Origin of the sequence: Methylocella sp. (assembly GCF_044226135.1) — a bacterium.
Classification (GTDB): Bacteria; Pseudomonadota; Alphaproteobacteria; order Rhizobiales; family Beijerinckiaceae; genus Methylocapsa.
Genome location: NZ_JBGAHM010000018.1, coordinates 26,284 through 41,975 on the forward strand (window position 1 = coordinate 26,284; position 15,692 = coordinate 41,975).

A 15,692-nucleotide genomic window follows, 5' to 3' on the forward strand; every position below is an offset into this window, starting at 1 on the left:
CGCGCAAGACCCTGCGCGCAACGCCCGCAAGGCCGGCGCAAGCTTTGTCGCACAAGCGTCAGAAAGCCCTTGCCGCCGCCATGGCCGCGCGCGATGATCGCCCATCCGTTCGATCTGGCCCTTCGACGCATCCAGCCTCTAACAGAATCGGCGCGACATGAGCGATCGGGAGACAGCCGAGGACAGCCGGGAGTTCGCCGCGCCTTTTCCGGCCGAGACGCGGCGAGGAGGCCCCTTTCCCGAGCGACAGTTTCCCGAGCGACAGTTTCCCGAGCGACAGTTTCCCGAACGACAGTTTCCCGAACGACAGTTTCCTGAACGTCAGGCGTTCGTCGTCGACGGGCCGGCGCCGCGCGGCGCGGGAGAAATCGTCTCCTTTGACCGGTTCGAGCTGCGCGCGCTCCTTGATCTCTATGGCCGCAAGGTGGCGGACGGCGAATGGCGCGACTATGCGCTGGATTTTTTGCGCGACAGGGCCGTGTTCTCGGTCTATCGCCGCGCCTGCGAATGCGCGCTCTACCGAATCGAAAAGACGCCGAAGCTCGCCCGCCGCCAGGGCGCCTATGCGGTCGTCGCCTCGGGCGGGGTGACGCTGAAACGCGGCCATGATCTCGCCCGCGTCCTCGCCGTGCTGGACCGCAGGCTGAAGCTTGTGTCGGGCTGACGCGCGTCCCGGCTGCGCGGCGAGGGGAGCCTGAGAACACAAGCACGCGCGCCAAAGGCGCAAAAAGAAAGGCCCCGCGCGGGGCCTTTCTGGTTTCAGTCTTGCAGCTTTCAGTCTTGCAGCTTTCAGCCGCGCGGCGCAGGCCGCGGCTCAGTTGTTGCGGTCGCCGCTGAGGAAGAGCAGCGACTGGAAGATGTTGATGAAGTCGAGATAGAGCATCAGCGCGCCGTTGATCGACTTCTTGGTCGCGACTTCATAATCGTCGCTCGCGTAATACATCTCCTTGATCGCCTGCGTGTCCCAGGCGGTGAGGCCGGAGAAGATCAGCACCGACAGGATCGACAGGCCGAACTGGAAGGCGGAGCTCTGCACGAACAGGTTGACGAGGCTCGCGATCACGAGGCCGATCACGCCCATGACCAGGAACGCGCCCATCGCGGAGAGGTCGCGCTTGGTCGTGTAGCCATAGAGGCTGAGGCCGCCGAAGGCCGCCGCCGTGATGAAAAAGGCGCGCGCCACCGACGTTCCGGTGTAGACCAGAAGGATCGAGGACAGCGACAGGCCCATGGTCGCCGCGAAGGCGAAGAACATGGTCCGCGCCGACGACGCCGACATCGAGTTGATGCGGAACGAGAAGAACAGCACGAAGGCGAGCGGCGCCAGCATCACCACATAGCGCAGCGGGCTGCTGTAAAGGGCGGCGCCGAGCGCCGTCAGCGGGATCGAGCCCATCTTGGCGACAGCCATGGACGGGTCGCCGGCGACGGCCAGCATGTTGACGCCGAGCGCGACAAGGCCGGTGAGGGCGAGGCCGATCACCATGTTGTTGTAGACGCCCAGCATGTAGGAGCGCAGGCCCTGGTCGATCTCAAGGCGACCGGCCCGCGCGACGCCCTGGCCCCAGCGGGCGCTTGCGTTGCGGTCGAAGTCGGACATGAATTTCCTCAAAAAGTTCGATTGGGGAGGCGGGCCGCCTCCGGCCGCCGCCGTCGTGGGCGGACATAAGGGCAATATGGCCCAGCCTTCGGGGCGCCACAAGGTCGGCGGACATGAACAATACTTAAGGTTTCCGGCGCCGCGCAGCCCGGCCGGCCGGGCGAGGGCTTCAGCGCGGCTCACGATGCGGCTTCAGCCGCTCCTGGCAGTGGCGCAGCGTGCGCGCGAGCGATTTTTCGACGGCGCTGACGCTGATCTCCATGGCGGCGGCGATCTCGGCGTGCGGCGCGCCGTCGATGCGGTGCATCAGGAAGATCGTCCGGGCGCGGGGCGAAAGCTCGCCGAGCGCCCGGTCGAGCGCGGCGACGGCCTCGCGCCCCTCGATTTCGGCTCCCGACTCCGGCTGCGGCGCGGCGATCTGCTCGGGCAGCACCCGGCCCAGCAGCCGACGCCGCCGCGCCGACATCAGGCTGCGGTCGATGGCGGCGTTGCGCGCCGCCGCGTAGAGCAGGCGCGTGTCGGCCTCGGGCGAGCCGCGCCCGCCCGACTGCAGCACATTGGCGAAGACGTCCTGCACGATGTCGGCGGCGACGTCGCGGTCGCGCACGCGCCGCGCCACGATCGCCTCCATGCGCGCGCGATGCTGCGCGAAAAGACGCCCGAGCGTCGCCCGCCAAAGGTTCATCGGGGAACGCCCGATCGTTCCGCGCGAACGGCGGTCGTCACATGCGCAAAACTCATCGGGGCGGATCTGACGTCAGGTTGCTTCGCCGGGGCAGAATACTTTTGGCTGGAGCGAAAGCAATAAGTATAGTTTGTAGTTAATCTAATTTAATTCTGACGCCGGATTGAATAGGCGGGCGCAGGCGCCGCCGGCGCCCGCCCGCCGGGGGGCTATCGGTATCCCTCCTCTGCCAGCACCTGGCGCACCGCCGGGCGGGCGCGCATGCGCTCGTAATGGGCGCGGCAGTTCGGCGGCAGGGTCATCTGCGTCTTGTCGGCCCAGAACTCGACATAGAACAGCGCCGCGTCGGCGATCGAGAAAGCGCCCGCGACATAATCCGCGCCGGCGATCTCGCCGTCGACCGTCTCGAGCGCGCGCGTCACGATCTCGCGCCCTTCGGCCTTCACCGCTTCGACGTCCCTGCCTTTCGTGACATAATTCTCGGCCGTGAAGACGCGGCGGAATCCTTCGCCGTGGATGTGGCGGGTGGCGAAGCTCAGCGTCTCGAGGGCGAGCTGCGCCGCCGCCGGGTCTTCCGGCAGCAGCTTGCGGCGGGGGTAGGTCTTCGCGATCCACAGGGCGATGGAGACGAAGTCGGTCAGCGCGGTCCCGTCGTCGAGCACGAGCGTCGGAATCGTGCCGTGGGGGTTGATGGCGAGATAGTCGGGCTTCAGATTGTCGCCCCTGACGAGATTGACGACATGGGCCTCGAACACGAGGCCCGCCTCCTCGAGAAGGATGTGGATTCCCGTCGAGCAGGAGCCGGGCGTCATATAGAATTTCATGGGACGTGGATTTTCATGGGAGGCGCCGCCCTGAACGCCCGGAGGCGGGCGGCTGATGAGATCGGAGCCGGCACGCAAGAGGGGCGCCAGCCCGCCGCGGATTGATCGCGCGCATGTCGCGTCGGCGCGCCCGGCGCTAGCCTCGCGTCCACAAGAGAACACGCATGCAGGGAGAAGACGCATGAACGACATGACCCCGCCGCGCGCGGCGGACGAGTTCTGGACGCCCGAGGCGTTCGAGGCGCAGATCCGCGCCGTCGGCGCCGAACGCTATCATGACAAGCATCCGTTCCATAAGCTGCTGCATGGCGGCAGGCTGAACAAGGGGCAGGTGCAGGCCTGGGCGCTCAACCGCTACTGCTATCAGGAGGCCGTGCCGCGCAAGGACGCGGCGCTGATGAGCCGCACCCATGACCGCGCGCTGCGGCGCGAATGGATCAGCCGCATTCACGACCATGACGGCCTCGGCGCGGAGGAGGGCGGCATCGAGCGCTGGCTCGTGCTCACCGACGGGCTCGGGCTCGAGCGCGACTATGTCATGTCGCGCCGCGGCGCCCTGCCGGCGACGCGCCACGCCGTCGAAGCCTATGTCCATTTCGTGCGCGAGCAGCCGCTGACCGTCGCCGTCGCGTCCTCGCTGACCGAGCTGTTCGCGCCCTCGATCCATCGCGAGCGCATCGCCGGCATGCTCGAGAACTATGATTTCATCAGCGATCGCGTGATGGCCTATTTCAAGCGCCGCCTGTCGCAGGCGCCGGCCGACGCCGATTTCGCGCTTCAATATGTGAAGTCGCATGCCGCGACCCGGGCCGAGCAGGAGGCCTGCGTCGCCGCCGTGCGCTTCAAATGCGACGTGCTCTGGGCCCAGCTCGACGCGCTTCACCACGCCTATGTGACGCCGGGCCTCATTCCGCCGGGGGCTTTCGTTCCGCAATAGGGCTTGCGCCGCGCCGCGCCGCGCGCGAGACCCTTCGCGGGTTTCTGATCGTGAGGCGGCGCTTGCATGGCGGCGAAGGTCAGGCGCGTCGCGCGCCATTCCTCGAAATTCGTGGTTCTTGCGGCGGTCGTCGGCAATCTTCTCGTCGCCGCGACGAAATTCGCCGCGAGCGTCCTCACCGGCAGCTCGGCCATGCTGAGCGAGGGCGTCCATTCGCTCGTCGACACCGGCAACGAGCTGCTGCTCCTTTACGGCATGCGCCGCTCGACGGCGCGGCCCGACCGGCTGCACCCGCTGGGGTACGGGCGCGAGCTTTATTTCTGGTGCTTCGTCGTCGCCATCCTGGTCTTCGCGCTCGGCGCCGGCGTGTCGATCTATGAAGGCGTCGCCCGCCTCGCCGATCCCGCGCCGGTCGAGAATCCGCGCCTCGTCTATGCGGTGCTGGCCTTTTCCGCCCTGTTCGACGGGGCGAGCTGGCTGATCGCGCTGCGCAGCTTCCGCGCCGAGCGGCCGGGCGTCGGCCTGTTGCAGGCGGTGCGCGAGAGCAAGGACCCGCCGACCTTCATGGTGCTGTTCGAGGACAGCGCCGCGCTGATCGGCCTTGCCGTCGCCTTTCTCGGAACCTTCCTGTCGTCCTCGCTCGAGCGGCCCGAATTCGACGGCGCGGCCTCGATCCTGATCGGCTTCGTGCTGGCCGGAACCGCCTTCGCCCTCGCGCGCGAAACGAAGGACCTCTTGATCGGCGAGGCCGCCGACGCCGACGCGATCGCCGAGATCCTGCGCGTCGCCGAGGGCGTGAACGGCGTCGACGGCGCGAACGGCGCGCTCGCCGTGCATCTTGCGCCGGATCAAATCCTCGTCGCGCTCAGCGTCGAATTCTCCGACGCGCTGACCGCGCCGCAGATCGAGGCCTGCGTCGTCGAGATCGAGCGCCGCGTCAGGGACGAATCGCCCGAAGTCGTCACGCTGTTCGTCAAGCCCCAGACCGGCGCCGGATGGCGCGCGGCCTATGAGCGCCGTTTCGGCGGAGCGTGAGGCGACGGGCGGAGTGCGCCCGCATTGGCGCTTTTGCGACAGGGATGTCGGGTTTCGGCTAAAGCCGCGCCCCTGCGACGCGCTTCGCCGTCCCGAACGCGCCCCAAAAACCCGCGGCACGGGAATTGAACTCTTCTAAATCATGTCGACAACCACGCGGCCTGATCGGAATGACTCAATCCTCGTCCTCGCTGGACCTGCCCATCGTCTATAAATATCACGTCTTCGCCTGCTTCACGAAGCGTCCGCCCGGCCATCCGCGCGGAAGCTGCATGGAGAACGGCGCGCAGCCCCTGTGGGACCGTCTCGCGCGCAGGCTCGACGCGGAGCGCAATCCCGACGTCTGCATGACGTCGTCGGGCTGCCTCGGCTTCTGCCGCGCCGGCCCGCTGATGGTCGTCTATCCCGAGGGGATCTGGTACCACCCGGAGACGGTCGAAGACATCGACGAGATCGTCGAGAAGCATTTCAAGGGCGGCGCGCCGGTCGAGCGGCTGATCATCGTGCCGAACCCATGAACAAGCGCGGCGCGGCGGGGAGCCTGTTTTTCCGTCGCCGGCCGGCGCCCGGACTCGCCCGGGCGCAATCTTTCCTTTGACGCATCGGCCGGCCGCAGGGCGCGTTTCGGCGCGCCGGCGCCAAGGGCCGCAGGAGGTCCACATGCTGGAGACAGCCATCGTCGGCGGCGGATTGTGCGGGCTGAGGCTCGCCGCCGCGCTCGAAGCGCAGGGCCGCGATTTCGCGGTGTTCGAGGCGCGCCCGCGCCTTGGCGGCCGCATTCTGTCGGAGCCTTCGCAAAAGGCCGGCATGCGGCTCGATCTCGGCCCGACCTGGTTCTGGCCGGACACGCAGCCGAAAATCACGCGGCTCGTCGCCGAGCTCGGCCTGAAGGCGTTTCCCCAGCACGACGAGGGCGACGTGCTGCGCCTCGACGAGTTCGACAAAAAGGCGCAGCGCGCGGCCGGCGAAAGCGTCCATGGCGGCGCGCGCCGCCTTGAGGACGGCATGGCGAGCCTCGCCGAGGCGCTGATCGCCAGGGTGCAGTCGCAGCGTTTCCGCCTGAAGGCCGAGCTCAGGGCGGTGAAAGATTGCGGCGATCATGTCGAGCTCGCCTTCATCGAGAACGGCGCGCCCGTCACGGTCGCGGCGAAGCAGGTCGTGCTGGCGCTGCCGCCGCGCCTGCTCGAACAGAACGTCGTGTTCGGGCCGGCGCTCGACGCGCATCTCGTTGAGGCGATGCGCGAGACCTACACCTGGATGGCGGCTGAAGCGAAGATCGTGACGGCCTTCGACGCGCCGCTGTGGCGCGAGACCGGCGCCTCCGGCAACGCTTTCGTCACCCATGCCGACGCCACGCTATATGAAATCTTCGACGCCTGCGACGCCTCGGGTAAAAAGGCCGCGCTCGGCGCCTTCGTGGCTCTGCCGGCGGAGCTGCGCAAGGCGTTCTCGGTCGGCCTGCCGCTGCTCGCCGGCAATCAGATCGAGCAGGTCTTCGGCGCGAAGGTGGACGGCGGCGAACAGCATTTCCAGGACTGGGCGGAAGAAGGCTTCACCGCCTCGGCGCGCGATCTTGTTCCGCCGGGCGAGCATCCGGCCTATGACAACCCCCATCTGCGCCAGGCGGCGTGGGAAGGCCGGCTCCTGTTCGGCGGCTCGGAGACGGCGGCCTCGGCCGGCGGCTATATGGAGGGCGCGCTCGACGCGGCCGAGAGGCTCGCGCGCGACATTTCCCGTTTCGCGCCGCAGGCCGACCTGACCCTGCCCAACGAGGCCGCTCTGGCCGAATTCGGCAAATGGGCGGCGCGCCGCCAGTCGCAGCTTCTCGCCGCCTATCGCGTCGAGCTCAACAGGCTGCTCGCGAGCCCGGACAAGGAGATCGTCACCCAGCGCGCCATGCTGGCGGCCATGGACGGCGTCTTCGCCGAGGCGCTGCGCGAGCTCGACCGGCTGCCGCTCGACCTTTCCGCCGTCAGGGTGGAGCTTGGCCGCGCCGAGCTGACCCCGCGCGTGCTCAAATATTTCGACGGCTTCTTCCAGTCTCTGCTCGACGGCGTGACGCGCTTCAACCGCACCTCCTGCGCGCTGTCGAATTTCCCGGGCGAGCACAAATTGTCGAAGGATTATGTGCAGGCCATCCTGCTCGACCTCGCCGCCGCCTGGCGCGAGTTCTGCCTGATGGTCAATGACCTGCTCGTCGCCCGCATCGAGGAGGAGGCGCCGGCCGCCTCGGCGTGACCGGCGCGCGGAGCTTGCGGAACGCGGCTATTCGGCCGCGAGCGTCTTGAGCCTGTCGCTGAGCGTCAGCGACAGAAGCGAGGCTTCATAACGGCCGGTCACGACCTCGACATAGGCGGCGCGCTCGCCCTTCGCCGCCTCTGCGAGCGCGGCGTCGAGCGCGCCGCAGGTCTCGACGCGCGCGCAGAACCAGCCGTCGCAGCCGAACGCCCGCGGCAGCTCGGCGTAGCGCCAGCGGGCGACGTCGTTATAGGCGATCTCCGGGTCCTTGCAGAGCAGGCGCTCGATCAGATAGCCGTCATTGTTCAGCACGAAGATGATCGGCCGCAGCCCGAGCCGCGCGAACTGGCCGAGCTCCTGGACGCTCACCTGATGCGAGCCTTCGCCGGTGATGAGGATGACGCGCCGCGCGGGCGCCGCGACGGCCATGCCGAGCGCCGCGGGCGTCGCCCAGCCGATCGCGCCCCAGAGCGCCTGATTGTAGAAATTGGCGCCCCTCGGCATGCGCGCGAAGCCGAGCCCCATGGAGGCGGTGCCCGTCTCGGCGACGACGACGTCGTTCTCGCGGAAAAAGCGCTCCCAGCGCGGATAAAGCGCGCCGGCCGTGATGGGATCGTCGCCCGAGCCTTCGGGCGCGGGCCGCGGCGCGGGCGGGATCCTGTCCCAGTCGCGCCGTCCGAGCGCCGTCGCCAGCGCCGGCAAAAGGTCGCGCATCTCGACGCTGTGGATCGTCCTGCCGGCGACCGCGACCTCATGATGGTCGAGCGCGATCACGCGCGAAGGGTCGAGCCGCGCCGTGAAGGCGCCGGTGTTGAAGTCGGTCATCAGCGTGCCGACGGTGAGGATGAGCTCGCGGCTTTCGACGAAGGCGCGCACCTCCTCGTTCATCAGCGCGCCGTCATACATGCCGACATAGCCGTCCTGCCGCTCGTCGAGCACGGTCTTGTCGTGGAACATGGTGGCGAAGGGCAGACCCGAGGCGTCGATGAAAGCCTGCAGCGCGGCGTTGAGCCCGAGCCGCGCGACGAGCAGGCCCGGCAGGACGCAGGCGCAGCCGACGCGCCCGAGCGCGGCCTCGATCGAAGCGACGGCGCGCGCGAGCGCCTGCGGGTCGCTGCGCGGCGCCTCGACCGGCGCGGCGTCGGCGACGACGGGCAGGGCGGCGAGATCGGCCGGAAAGGCCATATAGACCGGCCGGCGATGATGGCGCGCGGCGGCGATCAGCCGTTCGGTCTCGAAGGCTGCGTTCTGCGGCGTCATCACCGCCTGGGCGCAGGAGATCGGCTCGCTCATGCGGCGGAAGAGGTCATATTCGCCGTCGCCCAGCGTGTGGTGCACGATGGCCCGCGCGCGCTGCGCCGCCATGCGCGGCATGCCGACGAGATGGAACAGCGGCAGCCGCTCGGCGTAGGCGCCGGCGACGCCTGCGAGCGCCGACAGTTCGCCGACGCCATAAGTGGTGCAAAGCGCGCCGAGTCCTTTGACGCGCGCGTAGCCTTCGGCGGCGTAGGCGGCGTTGAGCTCGTTGGCGCAGCCGATCCAGCGCAGCCGAGGGTCGGCGCAGACCGCGTCATTGACCGGAAAGGCGAAGTCGCCCGGCACGCCGAACACGTCGACGACGCCGACGTCGGCGAGGCGCTTCAACACATGCTGGACGACGGTGAGGGCCATGGACGCGCCTTTCAGGGACGCGACGATCATAGCGCCGTAGTCATGACGGCGTAAATGCGGAAGCGGGCGGCCCGGTTTTCACGCGGCGCCGCGTGGCGCGGCCGGCGGCGGCGCATCATCTGGCGCGCGTCATTCCAATGTCGCCGGCGGGGCGGTCCGGGCGCCTCAGGGGCCGGCCCGCCAGGGCGTCTGCAGCGTCACGTCCGCGCCATAGGCTTCGGTCTCGAACGCCTTGCCGACTTCGATCGACCGCCCGTCGGCGTCGGTCGGGTCGTTCAGTTTCTGCTTCCAGCGCGCCCAGTGGATGAGTTCGTGCAGCACGGTCGACTCCCAGATGATCCAGCCGTCGCCGCTTTCATATTTGTCGGCGGTCTTGCCATGGATGAAGCACATGACCTCGCCGCTGTCGGCGGCTGTGGTGCGTCCCATGGCGCGGCCGACCTTGGCGCTGTTGATCTGCACCATCGGCCCCTTGCCCCAGGCGCAGGCCTGCGTCGCCCAGACCTCGTCGCCGCACCATTTGACGAAGGTCGCCCAGCGCTTTGGAACCTTGGTCTTCAGCGTGTCCGGGCTCAGCCAGTATTTGAGATATTGGCCGCAGCAGGGAAATTTCTGCGCATGGTCGGCGGAAGACGCCGTGGGTCCGGCGTCGCCCTTGTCGAATTGGTCAAAGCGCATGTGACGCCTCCGTTCGCATGAATCGAACATGGCGCTCCGGGGCGCGGCCGGATGTGCGTTATGACGCTTCATGACGCCTGCCGCAGACATGAAGCCCGGCCGGGACCGCGCGTCTCCGCTTTGCGGGGGGGGGGCCGGAACTTTCCCGCGCGCGCATGGTTCAGCGCCCCGCAACGGGCGGAGACGAACATGGCCGGGATGGAATATGAGTCGGAGCGGGGCGCGGGCGGCGAACTCCACCAGCGCGACCGGGACGGCGGGGCGAGCGCGGACGAGGGGCGTCTGACCACCAATCAGGGGATCGGCGTCTCGGACAACCAGAACCAGCTCAAGGTCGGCGCGCGCGGGCCTGTGGCGCTCGAAGATTTCGTTCTGCGCGAAAAGATCTTCCACTTCGACCATGAGCGCATTCCCGAGCGCATCGTGCATGCGCGGGGCTCGGCGGCGCATGGCTTCTTTGAAAATTATGAATCGCTGTCGGACATCACGCGCGCGGACCTTTTCCAGCGCGCGGGCGAGCGCACGCCGCTGTTCGCGCGCTTCTCGACGGTCGCGGGCGGCGCGGGCTCGGTCGACACGCCGCGCGACGTGCGCGGCTTCGCCGTGAAATTCTACACCAGAGAAGGCAACTGGGACCTCGTCGGCAACAACATCCCCGTGTTCTTCATTCAGGACGCGATCAAGTTTCCGGACCTCATCCATTCGGTGAAGATGGAGGCCGACCGCGGCTTTCCGCAGGCCGCGAGCGCGCATGACACGTTCTGGGATTTCATCGGGCTCATGCCCGAAAGCACGCATATGATCATGTGGGCGATGTCGGATCGCGCCATACCGCGCAGCTTCCGCACCATGGAGGGCTTTGGCGTCCACACCTTCCGCTTCGTCAACGCGGACGGAAAATCGACCTTCGTCAAATTCCACTGGAAGCCCAGGCAGGGCCTCGCCTCGACCGTCTGGGACGAGGCGGTCAAGCTCGCCGGCGCCGATCCCGACTTCCAGCGCCGCGACCTTTATGAGGCGATCTCGCGCGGCGATTTTCCGGAGTGGGAGCTTGGGATCCAGGCCTTCGACCAGAAATTCGCCGAAAGCCTGCCCTATGACGTGCTCGACGCGACCAAGCTCATTCCCGAGGAAGTTCTTCCCGTCCGGCCGATCGGCCGCATGACGCTCGACCGCTGGCCCGACAATTTCTTCGCCGAGACCGAACAGGCGGCGTTCTGCCCGGGCAATGTGGTTCCGGGCGTCGACTTCACCAACGACCCGCTGTTGCAGGGGCGCCTGTTCAGCTATCTCGACACGCAGAAGAGCCGGCTCGGCACGGCCAATTTCCACCAGTTGCCGATCAACGCGCCGAAATGCCCGGTCATGAATTTCCAGCGTGACGGGCAGATGCAGATGACGACGCCGAAGGGCCGCGCCAGTTACGAGCCAAACAGCCTCGCCGAACATGGCGAGCCGGGCGGCCCGCGCGAATGTCCTGCGACCGGCTTCAGGACCTTCCCTTCCGCCGAGACGGGCGACAAGCTGCGCGTGCGCCCCGAAAGCTTCGCCGACCACTACAGCCAGGCGCGGCTGTTCTTCCGCTCGCTCGACCCCGCCGAGCAGGCGCATCTCGCCTCGGCGGTCGTGTTCGAGCTTTCAAAGGTGACGATCGAGGCGATCAGGCTGCGCGCCCTCGCCAATCTCGTCAACGTCGACGCGGCGCTGGCGCGCCGTGTGGCGGACGGGCTCAACATGGCCTGTCCCGAAGCCTCCGAGGCGGCCGCGCCCGTGCTCGACCTCGATCCGTCGCCGGCGCTGCGCATTATCCGCGGCCCGCTCGCGTTCGACACGATCAGGGGCCGCAGCGTCGGCGTGCTGATCGCCGACGGATCGGAGGCCGGCGTCATGGACCCGCTCGTCGCGGCGATCAGGAAGGCCGGCGCGCGGGCCGTGATCGTCTCGCCGAAGGTCGGCGGCGCAAAGCTCGCCGACGGCTCGATCCGCAAGGCCGACGCCCAGCTCGCCGGCAGCCCGTCGGTCGTCTTCGACGCGGTGGCGCTGGCGATCTCCGCGAAGGGCTGCGAACTGTTGACGAAGGAGGCCGCCGCCGTGCAGTTCGTCATGGACGCCTTCGGCCATCTGAAGACCATCGGCGCGAGCGACGACGCGAAGCCCCTGTTGAAGAAGGCCGGCGTCGAACCCGACGAGGGCGTCGTCGGGCTTGATCCGGAAGCTTTCGTCAAGGCCGCCGGCCGGCGCTGGTGGGACCGCGAGCCCAAGCTGCGCATGCTGGCCTGATCCTGCGGCGCGCTCGACGGGACAAGACATGACGCCCATCAGTCATTCTGCGGCGCGCGCCTCCGGCTTCTGGCGCGAGCGCCGCTTCCACGCCACGCGCGAAACGGCGCCGCCGCGCGTCATCATCGCCATCCCGGCGCGCGACGAGGCGGAGCGGGTCGGGCGCTGCCTTCAGGCGCTCGCGGCGCAAAGCCCGGCCATCGGGGAGAGCGGGCGGCCGGCCTTCGGCGTGCTGCTTTTCGTCAATGGCTCGGGCGACGGCACGTTCGAGCGCGCCGTGTCTTTTGGCGCCGACGCGCCCTTCGCGCTGCGCGTCTATGACGCTGCGCTGGGGCCGGGGCTCGACCATGCGGGCGGGGCGCGCCGCGTCGCCATGGACCTCGCCGCGGCGTGGCTCGAACAGGCGAGCCCGAGCGAAGGATTCATCCTGTCGACCGACGCCGACAGCGCGCCTGCGCCGGACTGGATCGCCCGCGTGAGCCACGCCTTCGCGCTTGGCGCCGACGCCGTCGCGGGGCGCATCGAGCTTTTCTCCGACGAGGCCGCGGCGCTCAGCCCGGCGCTGCGCGCGCGCGGCGAACGCGAGGGCGCCTATGAGGCGCTTCTGACCGAAATGTTTTCGCGGCTCGACCCTCTTGCGCATGACCCGTGGCCGCGCCACGCCTCGGAGCCCGGCGCCAATTTCGCGCTTCGGCTGTCGGCCTATCGCGCCGTCGGCGGCTCGCCCGTCACGCCGTCGGGCGAAGACCGCGCGCTCGCCCGGCTCGTCGAGGCGCATGGGCTGAAGCTGCGTCATGATCCCGCCTCGCTCGTCGAAACCTCGGGCCGGCTCAGGGGGCGGGCGCGGGGCGGCGTCGCCGACGCCTTGAGCTGGCGCACGGCGCATCCGCAGGCCGAATGCGATCCTTATCTCGAAGCCGCGCCGCGCGCGTTTCTGCGCGGCTTTTCGCGCGGGCGGCTGCGGCGGCTGCATGCGCAGGGAAATCTCGCCGGCGTGGCTTTCGGCCTGCGCCGTCTTGGCCTTGCGTGCGGCGAGGCTCTGGCGCTCGCGCGCGAGCCGTCGTTTCAGGCGTTGTGGCCGCGCGTCGAAGCCCTGATCCCGGCGCTCGCGCGCCGTCCATTGCGCCCGCGACAGCTCGCGCTCAACATGGCGCTCGCCAGGGCCGCGCTCGCCGCGCTGCGCGGCGTTGACCGGCTTGAAGCAGGTCCAGTCGATATTCTGGCTGGCGTCGTCGCAGAAGAGGCGCGGCGAAATCTCGGGACGCCTCAAGAAAGGCCGTGACCGCCTCGTCCGCGCCAAGCGGGTAGTCGGTCTCGCCAAGCCAGTGCACGAGCAGGATCTGGCCTTGGGGGGCGAGCGCGTCGCGCACCCTGGCGGCGAGGCGCGCGACGCCCGCGCGGTCGAAATAATAGACCACTTCGGAAAGCGTCACGAGGTCGAAGGCGCCGTCCGGCCATTGGTCAGGGACCGTCATATGAACGAAGGAGACGTTCGACAGCCCGGCGCAGCGCCGCCGCGCGCTCGTGAGCGCGCCTTCCGCGCAGTCGAGCGCGAGCAGCCGGCCGCAGCGCGGCGCGAGGCCGCGCGTGAACACGCCGATCGAGCAGCCGATTTCGAGCGCGCGCGGATAGGCGGCGCGCGGCAGGGCGTCGAGCGTCGCGGCGTATTTCTCGCGCTCATAGGCGCTCGTTGAAAAGCCCCAGGGGTCGCCGCTTTCGGCGTAGAGCCGGTCGAAATAGCCGGGCTTGATTTTTTCGCGCCTCATGGACCGGCCTCGAAGAACGTCTCGACCGGCTCCCTGAACGGCGCGAGCGCCTGCGGCGGCAGGATCACGACCGGCGGATCATTGTCGATCATGTCGGTCAGCTGCGAGCGATGCGCCGCGATCGCCCGGCGCTTTTTGAACGACACGGCGGCGACGTCGAGCCGAAAGCCCTGCGGCGGCGTTCCGACTTCGGCGTCGGCGGGCAGGGCGAAGCCCCAGACCGGATAGGACATGAGCGCCAGGCCCGGCAGCGCGCGGCGCGCCGCTTCGGCGATGCGCCAGACGGCCTGATGGTCGCAATGCGGGTCGAAGCCCCATGTGGCGAACAGCGCGCTCGCGCCGATGTCGCGCGCGGCGGCCACGACGCGCGCCACGGCCGCGCGGGCCGCCGCGCCTTCATGCGGCACGTGGCGGTCGGGCAGCCGCAGGAAATCGACGTCGCCCGCCGCGAGGCCGAGCGCCGCGGCGGCGGCGAGCGTCTCGGCTTCGCGCAGGGCGCGCAGGCGCTCCGGCGGATGGCTGCGCGAGTTTGGATGCGAGCCGCAGCCGTCGCTGACGACGATCACCCTGACCGGACGTCCTTCAGCGCAGGCCATGGCGATGAGGCCGCCGCAGCCAAGCGATTCATCGTCCGGGTGCGGCGCCAGAACGAGCGCGCCGCCGCGCCCGACGATGCGCGCAAGCGGCGCGAAGGGAAGCCGCCGCGCCGCCTCGAAAAAGGCGCCGGCCTTCATGGCGCGTCGTCGTCGAGGCGCCATGCCTCGGCGATCGGGCGCGGCGCGGCGCAAAGATGGCGCGCCGCCTCCGTCAGCGCCTGGTCGGGCGCGGGCTGGCGCAGATAGGTCGCAAGGTCGCGCGTCAGCCGCTCGATCGGATGCGGCCGCATGAAGCCTGAGAGGCCGACGCTGCGGTGGACGAGTTCGAGCAGGTCGAGGCCTGCGCGCTCCACCGCGAGCCGGGCGAGATTGACATAGGCGACGGCGGCCGCAGGCTCGTTTGGACGCTGGGCCCGGCGCGCCGCGGAAAAGACCCACAGACGCGCGGTCTCGACGGCGATCGCCGCGGTCCCGAGGCGCGCCTTCTGATGCGGATCGTCGGCGCGGCCGGCCTTGACGAGATGATCTCGCGCGAGGTCGAACAGCGCGGCCATGGCGCCGAAATGAACCGCGGCGAAGCGCCAGGCGCCGGCCGAGAACATCGGCTGTCGATGATAGTCGTCATCTGCGCCGACGATCGCTTCGGCGTCGATCTCGACGCCTGAAAAATCGACGCGTCCCGAGGCCGATGCGCGCATGCCATGGGCGCGCCAGCCGGAAAGATCCGCGGGCGCGCCGGCGGCGTCGGGAGCGACCATGAGCAGCCTGCCCGCGCCGTCGCGCGCGGTGACGAGCGGATGGCGCACGAAGCCCGCGCCCGAGGCGAGGATTTTCGCGCCCTCAAGACGCAGGCGCGGACCGTCGGCGACAAGCCGCAGGCCGGGCGCGGCCTCGGTGTTCCAGACGGCGAGAAGATGTCCTGAGCCGGCCCGGGCGGCGGCGGCCCGCGCCTGCTCCCGCGTCCCATAGGCGAGAATCAGAGCGAGCGCGTTGACATGACCCTCATAGAGACGGCCGAGCGGGAGGCTTCCGCCGCCGATCGCGGCGAGGACGGACGCCAGAGCTTCGGCGCCGGCGGGCGCAAGCAGCTCAGCCCCGCCAAGGTCTGCGGGCAGGGGCGCGGCGAGAAGCCCGTGACGGCCGAGCGCCTCGACGTCGGCGACGGGAAACGCGCCGTCATGGTCGAGCGCCTCGCCGCGCCGCGCCGCCTCGTCCGCGACCATGCGGGCGACGGCGACGGCGTCGCGCGCATGCTGCTGAAATGGGGAATGGGTCAAGGCGGCGCCCGGCGATGAAGGCCGCGCCGGCTGGCGCAGCCTCGCCCTAACGCGCGGGCCGGCGCGAAGTTCAGGCGGCGGCTGGGGCGGAACCGCAAAGCGCGG

At 69.2% G+C, this 15,692-nt stretch carries 14 protein-coding genes; 6 read left to right on the top strand and 8 right to left on the bottom strand.

What is annotated here, in order from left to right; genetic code table 11:
• Positions 1–157: 157 nt before the first annotated feature.
• On the top strand, positions 158–664 hold the full coding sequence (locus tag ACILRB_RS09570) for a DUF2794 domain-containing protein (RefSeq protein WP_395666065.1): 507 nt from the start codon (positions 158–160) through the stop codon (positions 662–664).
• Between the two features lie 150 nt (positions 665–814).
• Here ACILRB_RS09570 and ACILRB_RS09575 read toward each other — a convergent pair whose 3' ends face one another.
• The 3 genes from ACILRB_RS09575 to ACILRB_RS09585 all read right to left on the bottom strand — a co-directional run bounded on the left by ACILRB_RS09575 (position 815) and on the right by ACILRB_RS09585 (position 3,109).
• Positions 815–1,600: a Bax inhibitor-1/YccA family protein gene (locus ACILRB_RS09575; RefSeq protein ID WP_395666066.1), complete on the bottom strand. Its 786-nt coding sequence runs from the start codon at positions 1,598–1,600 to the stop codon at positions 815–817.
• 169 nt (positions 1,601–1,769) lie between these two features.
• Entirely contained in the window at positions 1,770–2,285 is a 516-nt protein-coding gene (locus ACILRB_RS09580; RefSeq protein ID WP_395666067.1) for an RNA polymerase sigma factor, read from the bottom strand.
• A 209-nt stretch (positions 2,286–2,494) separates the two neighbouring features.
• Entirely contained in the window at positions 2,495–3,109 is a 615-nt protein-coding gene (locus tag ACILRB_RS09585; protein WP_395666068.1) for a glutathione S-transferase family protein, read from the bottom strand.
• Between the two features lie 181 nt (positions 3,110–3,290).
• Between ACILRB_RS09585 and pqqC the strand changes: the two genes are divergently transcribed.
• The 4 genes from pqqC to ACILRB_RS09605 all read left to right on the top strand — a co-directional run bounded on the left by pqqC (position 3,291) and on the right by ACILRB_RS09605 (position 7,319).
• Positions 3,291–4,046: a pyrroloquinoline-quinone synthase PqqC gene (gene pqqC, locus ACILRB_RS09590; RefSeq protein WP_395666069.1), complete on the top strand. Its 756-nt coding sequence runs from the start codon at positions 3,291–3,293 to the stop codon at positions 4,044–4,046.
• A gap of 66 nt (positions 4,047–4,112) precedes the next feature.
• Positions 4,113–5,081, top strand: a complete 969-nt coding sequence (locus tag ACILRB_RS09595; RefSeq protein ID WP_395666070.1) for a cation diffusion facilitator family transporter — start codon at positions 4,113–4,115, stop codon at positions 5,079–5,081.
• A gap of 170 nt (positions 5,082–5,251) precedes the next feature.
• Positions 5,252–5,599, top strand: a complete 348-nt coding sequence (locus ACILRB_RS09600; protein WP_395666071.1) for a (2Fe-2S) ferredoxin domain-containing protein — start codon at positions 5,252–5,254, stop codon at positions 5,597–5,599.
• A gap of 142 nt (positions 5,600–5,741) precedes the next feature.
• The gene (locus tag ACILRB_RS09605) at positions 5,742–7,319 is read left to right on the top strand and encodes a flavin monoamine oxidase family protein (RefSeq protein ID WP_395666072.1); all 1,578 of its coding nucleotides are present in this window, start codon (positions 5,742–5,744) and stop codon (positions 7,317–7,319) included.
• Between the two features lie 27 nt (positions 7,320–7,346).
• Here the strand turns inward: ACILRB_RS09605 and ACILRB_RS09610 are convergent, their stop codons facing one another.
• On the bottom strand, positions 7,347–8,990 hold the full coding sequence (locus ACILRB_RS09610) for an alpha-keto acid decarboxylase family protein (protein WP_395666073.1): 1,644 nt from the start codon (positions 8,988–8,990) through the stop codon (positions 7,347–7,349).
• A gap of 165 nt (positions 8,991–9,155) precedes the next feature.
• Complete coding sequence (locus ACILRB_RS09615) at positions 9,156–9,668, bottom strand: hypothetical protein (protein ID WP_395666074.1); 513 nt, start codon at positions 9,666–9,668, stop codon at positions 9,156–9,158.
• A 189-nt stretch (positions 9,669–9,857) separates the two neighbouring features.
• On the opposite strand from ACILRB_RS09615, the gene ACILRB_RS09620 reads away from it, so the two are divergent.
• Complete coding sequence (locus tag ACILRB_RS09620; RefSeq protein ID WP_395666075.1) at positions 9,858–11,948, top strand: catalase; 2,091 nt, start codon at positions 9,858–9,860, stop codon at positions 11,946–11,948.
• A gap of 1,142 nt (positions 11,949–13,090) precedes the next feature.
• On the opposite strand, the gene ACILRB_RS09625 is transcribed toward ACILRB_RS09620, so the two are convergent.
• The 3 genes from ACILRB_RS09625 to ACILRB_RS09635 are packed head-to-tail and all read right to left on the bottom strand — an operon-like array spanning position 13,091 to position 15,587.
• On the bottom strand, positions 13,091–13,714 hold the full coding sequence (locus tag ACILRB_RS09625) for a class I SAM-dependent DNA methyltransferase (RefSeq protein WP_395666076.1): 624 nt from the start codon (positions 13,712–13,714) through the stop codon (positions 13,091–13,093).
• Entirely contained in the window at positions 13,711–14,448 is a 738-nt protein-coding gene (locus ACILRB_RS09630; RefSeq protein WP_395666077.1) for a PIG-L deacetylase family protein, read from the bottom strand. Before ACILRB_RS09630 ends, ACILRB_RS09625 begins: the two co-directional genes overlap by 4 nt.
• Positions 14,445–15,587 carry an acyl-CoA dehydrogenase family protein gene (locus tag ACILRB_RS09635; protein WP_395666078.1) on the bottom strand — a complete coding sequence of 381 codons (1,143 nt, stop codon included), beginning with the start codon at positions 15,585–15,587 and terminating at the stop codon, positions 14,445–14,447. The genes ACILRB_RS09630 and ACILRB_RS09635 overlap by 4 nt, the downstream gene beginning before the upstream one ends.
• Positions 15,588–15,692: the final 105 nt, after the last annotated feature.

Excerpts from the sequence above, each read along its gene's own strand:
- ACILRB_RS09600 (WP_395666071.1), top strand. The coding sequence starts at position 5,252 with ATGACTCAATCCTCGTCCTCGCTGGACCTGCCCATCGTCTATAAATAT.
- ACILRB_RS09625 (WP_395666076.1), bottom strand. The coding sequence starts at position 13,714 with ATGAGGCGCGAAAAAATCAAGCCCGGCTATTTCGACCGGCTCTACGCC.
- ACILRB_RS09620 (WP_395666075.1), top strand. The coding sequence starts at position 9,858 with ATGGCCGGGATGGAATATGAGTCGGAGCGGGGCGCGGGCGGCGAACTC.
- ACILRB_RS09585 (WP_395666068.1), bottom strand. The coding sequence starts at position 3,109 with ATGAAATTCTATATGACGCCCGGCTCCTGCTCGACGGGAATCCACATC.
- ACILRB_RS09575 (WP_395666066.1), bottom strand. The coding sequence starts at position 1,600 with ATGTCCGACTTCGACCGCAACGCAAGCGCCCGCTGGGGCCAGGGCGTC.
- ACILRB_RS09580 (WP_395666067.1), bottom strand. The coding sequence starts at position 2,285 with ATGAACCTTTGGCGGGCGACGCTCGGGCGTCTTTTCGCGCAGCATCGC.
- ACILRB_RS09610 (WP_395666073.1), bottom strand. The coding sequence starts at position 8,990 with ATGGCCCTCACCGTCGTCCAGCATGTGTTGAAGCGCCTCGCCGACGTC.
- ACILRB_RS09595 (WP_395666070.1), top strand. The coding sequence starts at position 4,113 with ATGGCGGCGAAGGTCAGGCGCGTCGCGCGCCATTCCTCGAAATTCGTG.
- pqqC (WP_395666069.1), top strand. The coding sequence starts at position 3,291 with ATGAACGACATGACCCCGCCGCGCGCGGCGGACGAGTTCTGGACGCCC.
- ACILRB_RS09570 (WP_395666065.1), top strand. The coding sequence starts at position 158 with ATGAGCGATCGGGAGACAGCCGAGGACAGCCGGGAGTTCGCCGCGCCT.
- ACILRB_RS09615 (WP_395666074.1), bottom strand. The coding sequence starts at position 9,668 with ATGCGCTTTGACCAATTCGACAAGGGCGACGCCGGACCCACGGCGTCT.
- ACILRB_RS09630 (WP_395666077.1), bottom strand. The coding sequence starts at position 14,448 with ATGAAGGCCGGCGCCTTTTTCGAGGCGGCGCGGCGGCTTCCCTTCGCG.
- ACILRB_RS09605 (WP_395666072.1), top strand. The coding sequence starts at position 5,742 with ATGCTGGAGACAGCCATCGTCGGCGGCGGATTGTGCGGGCTGAGGCTC.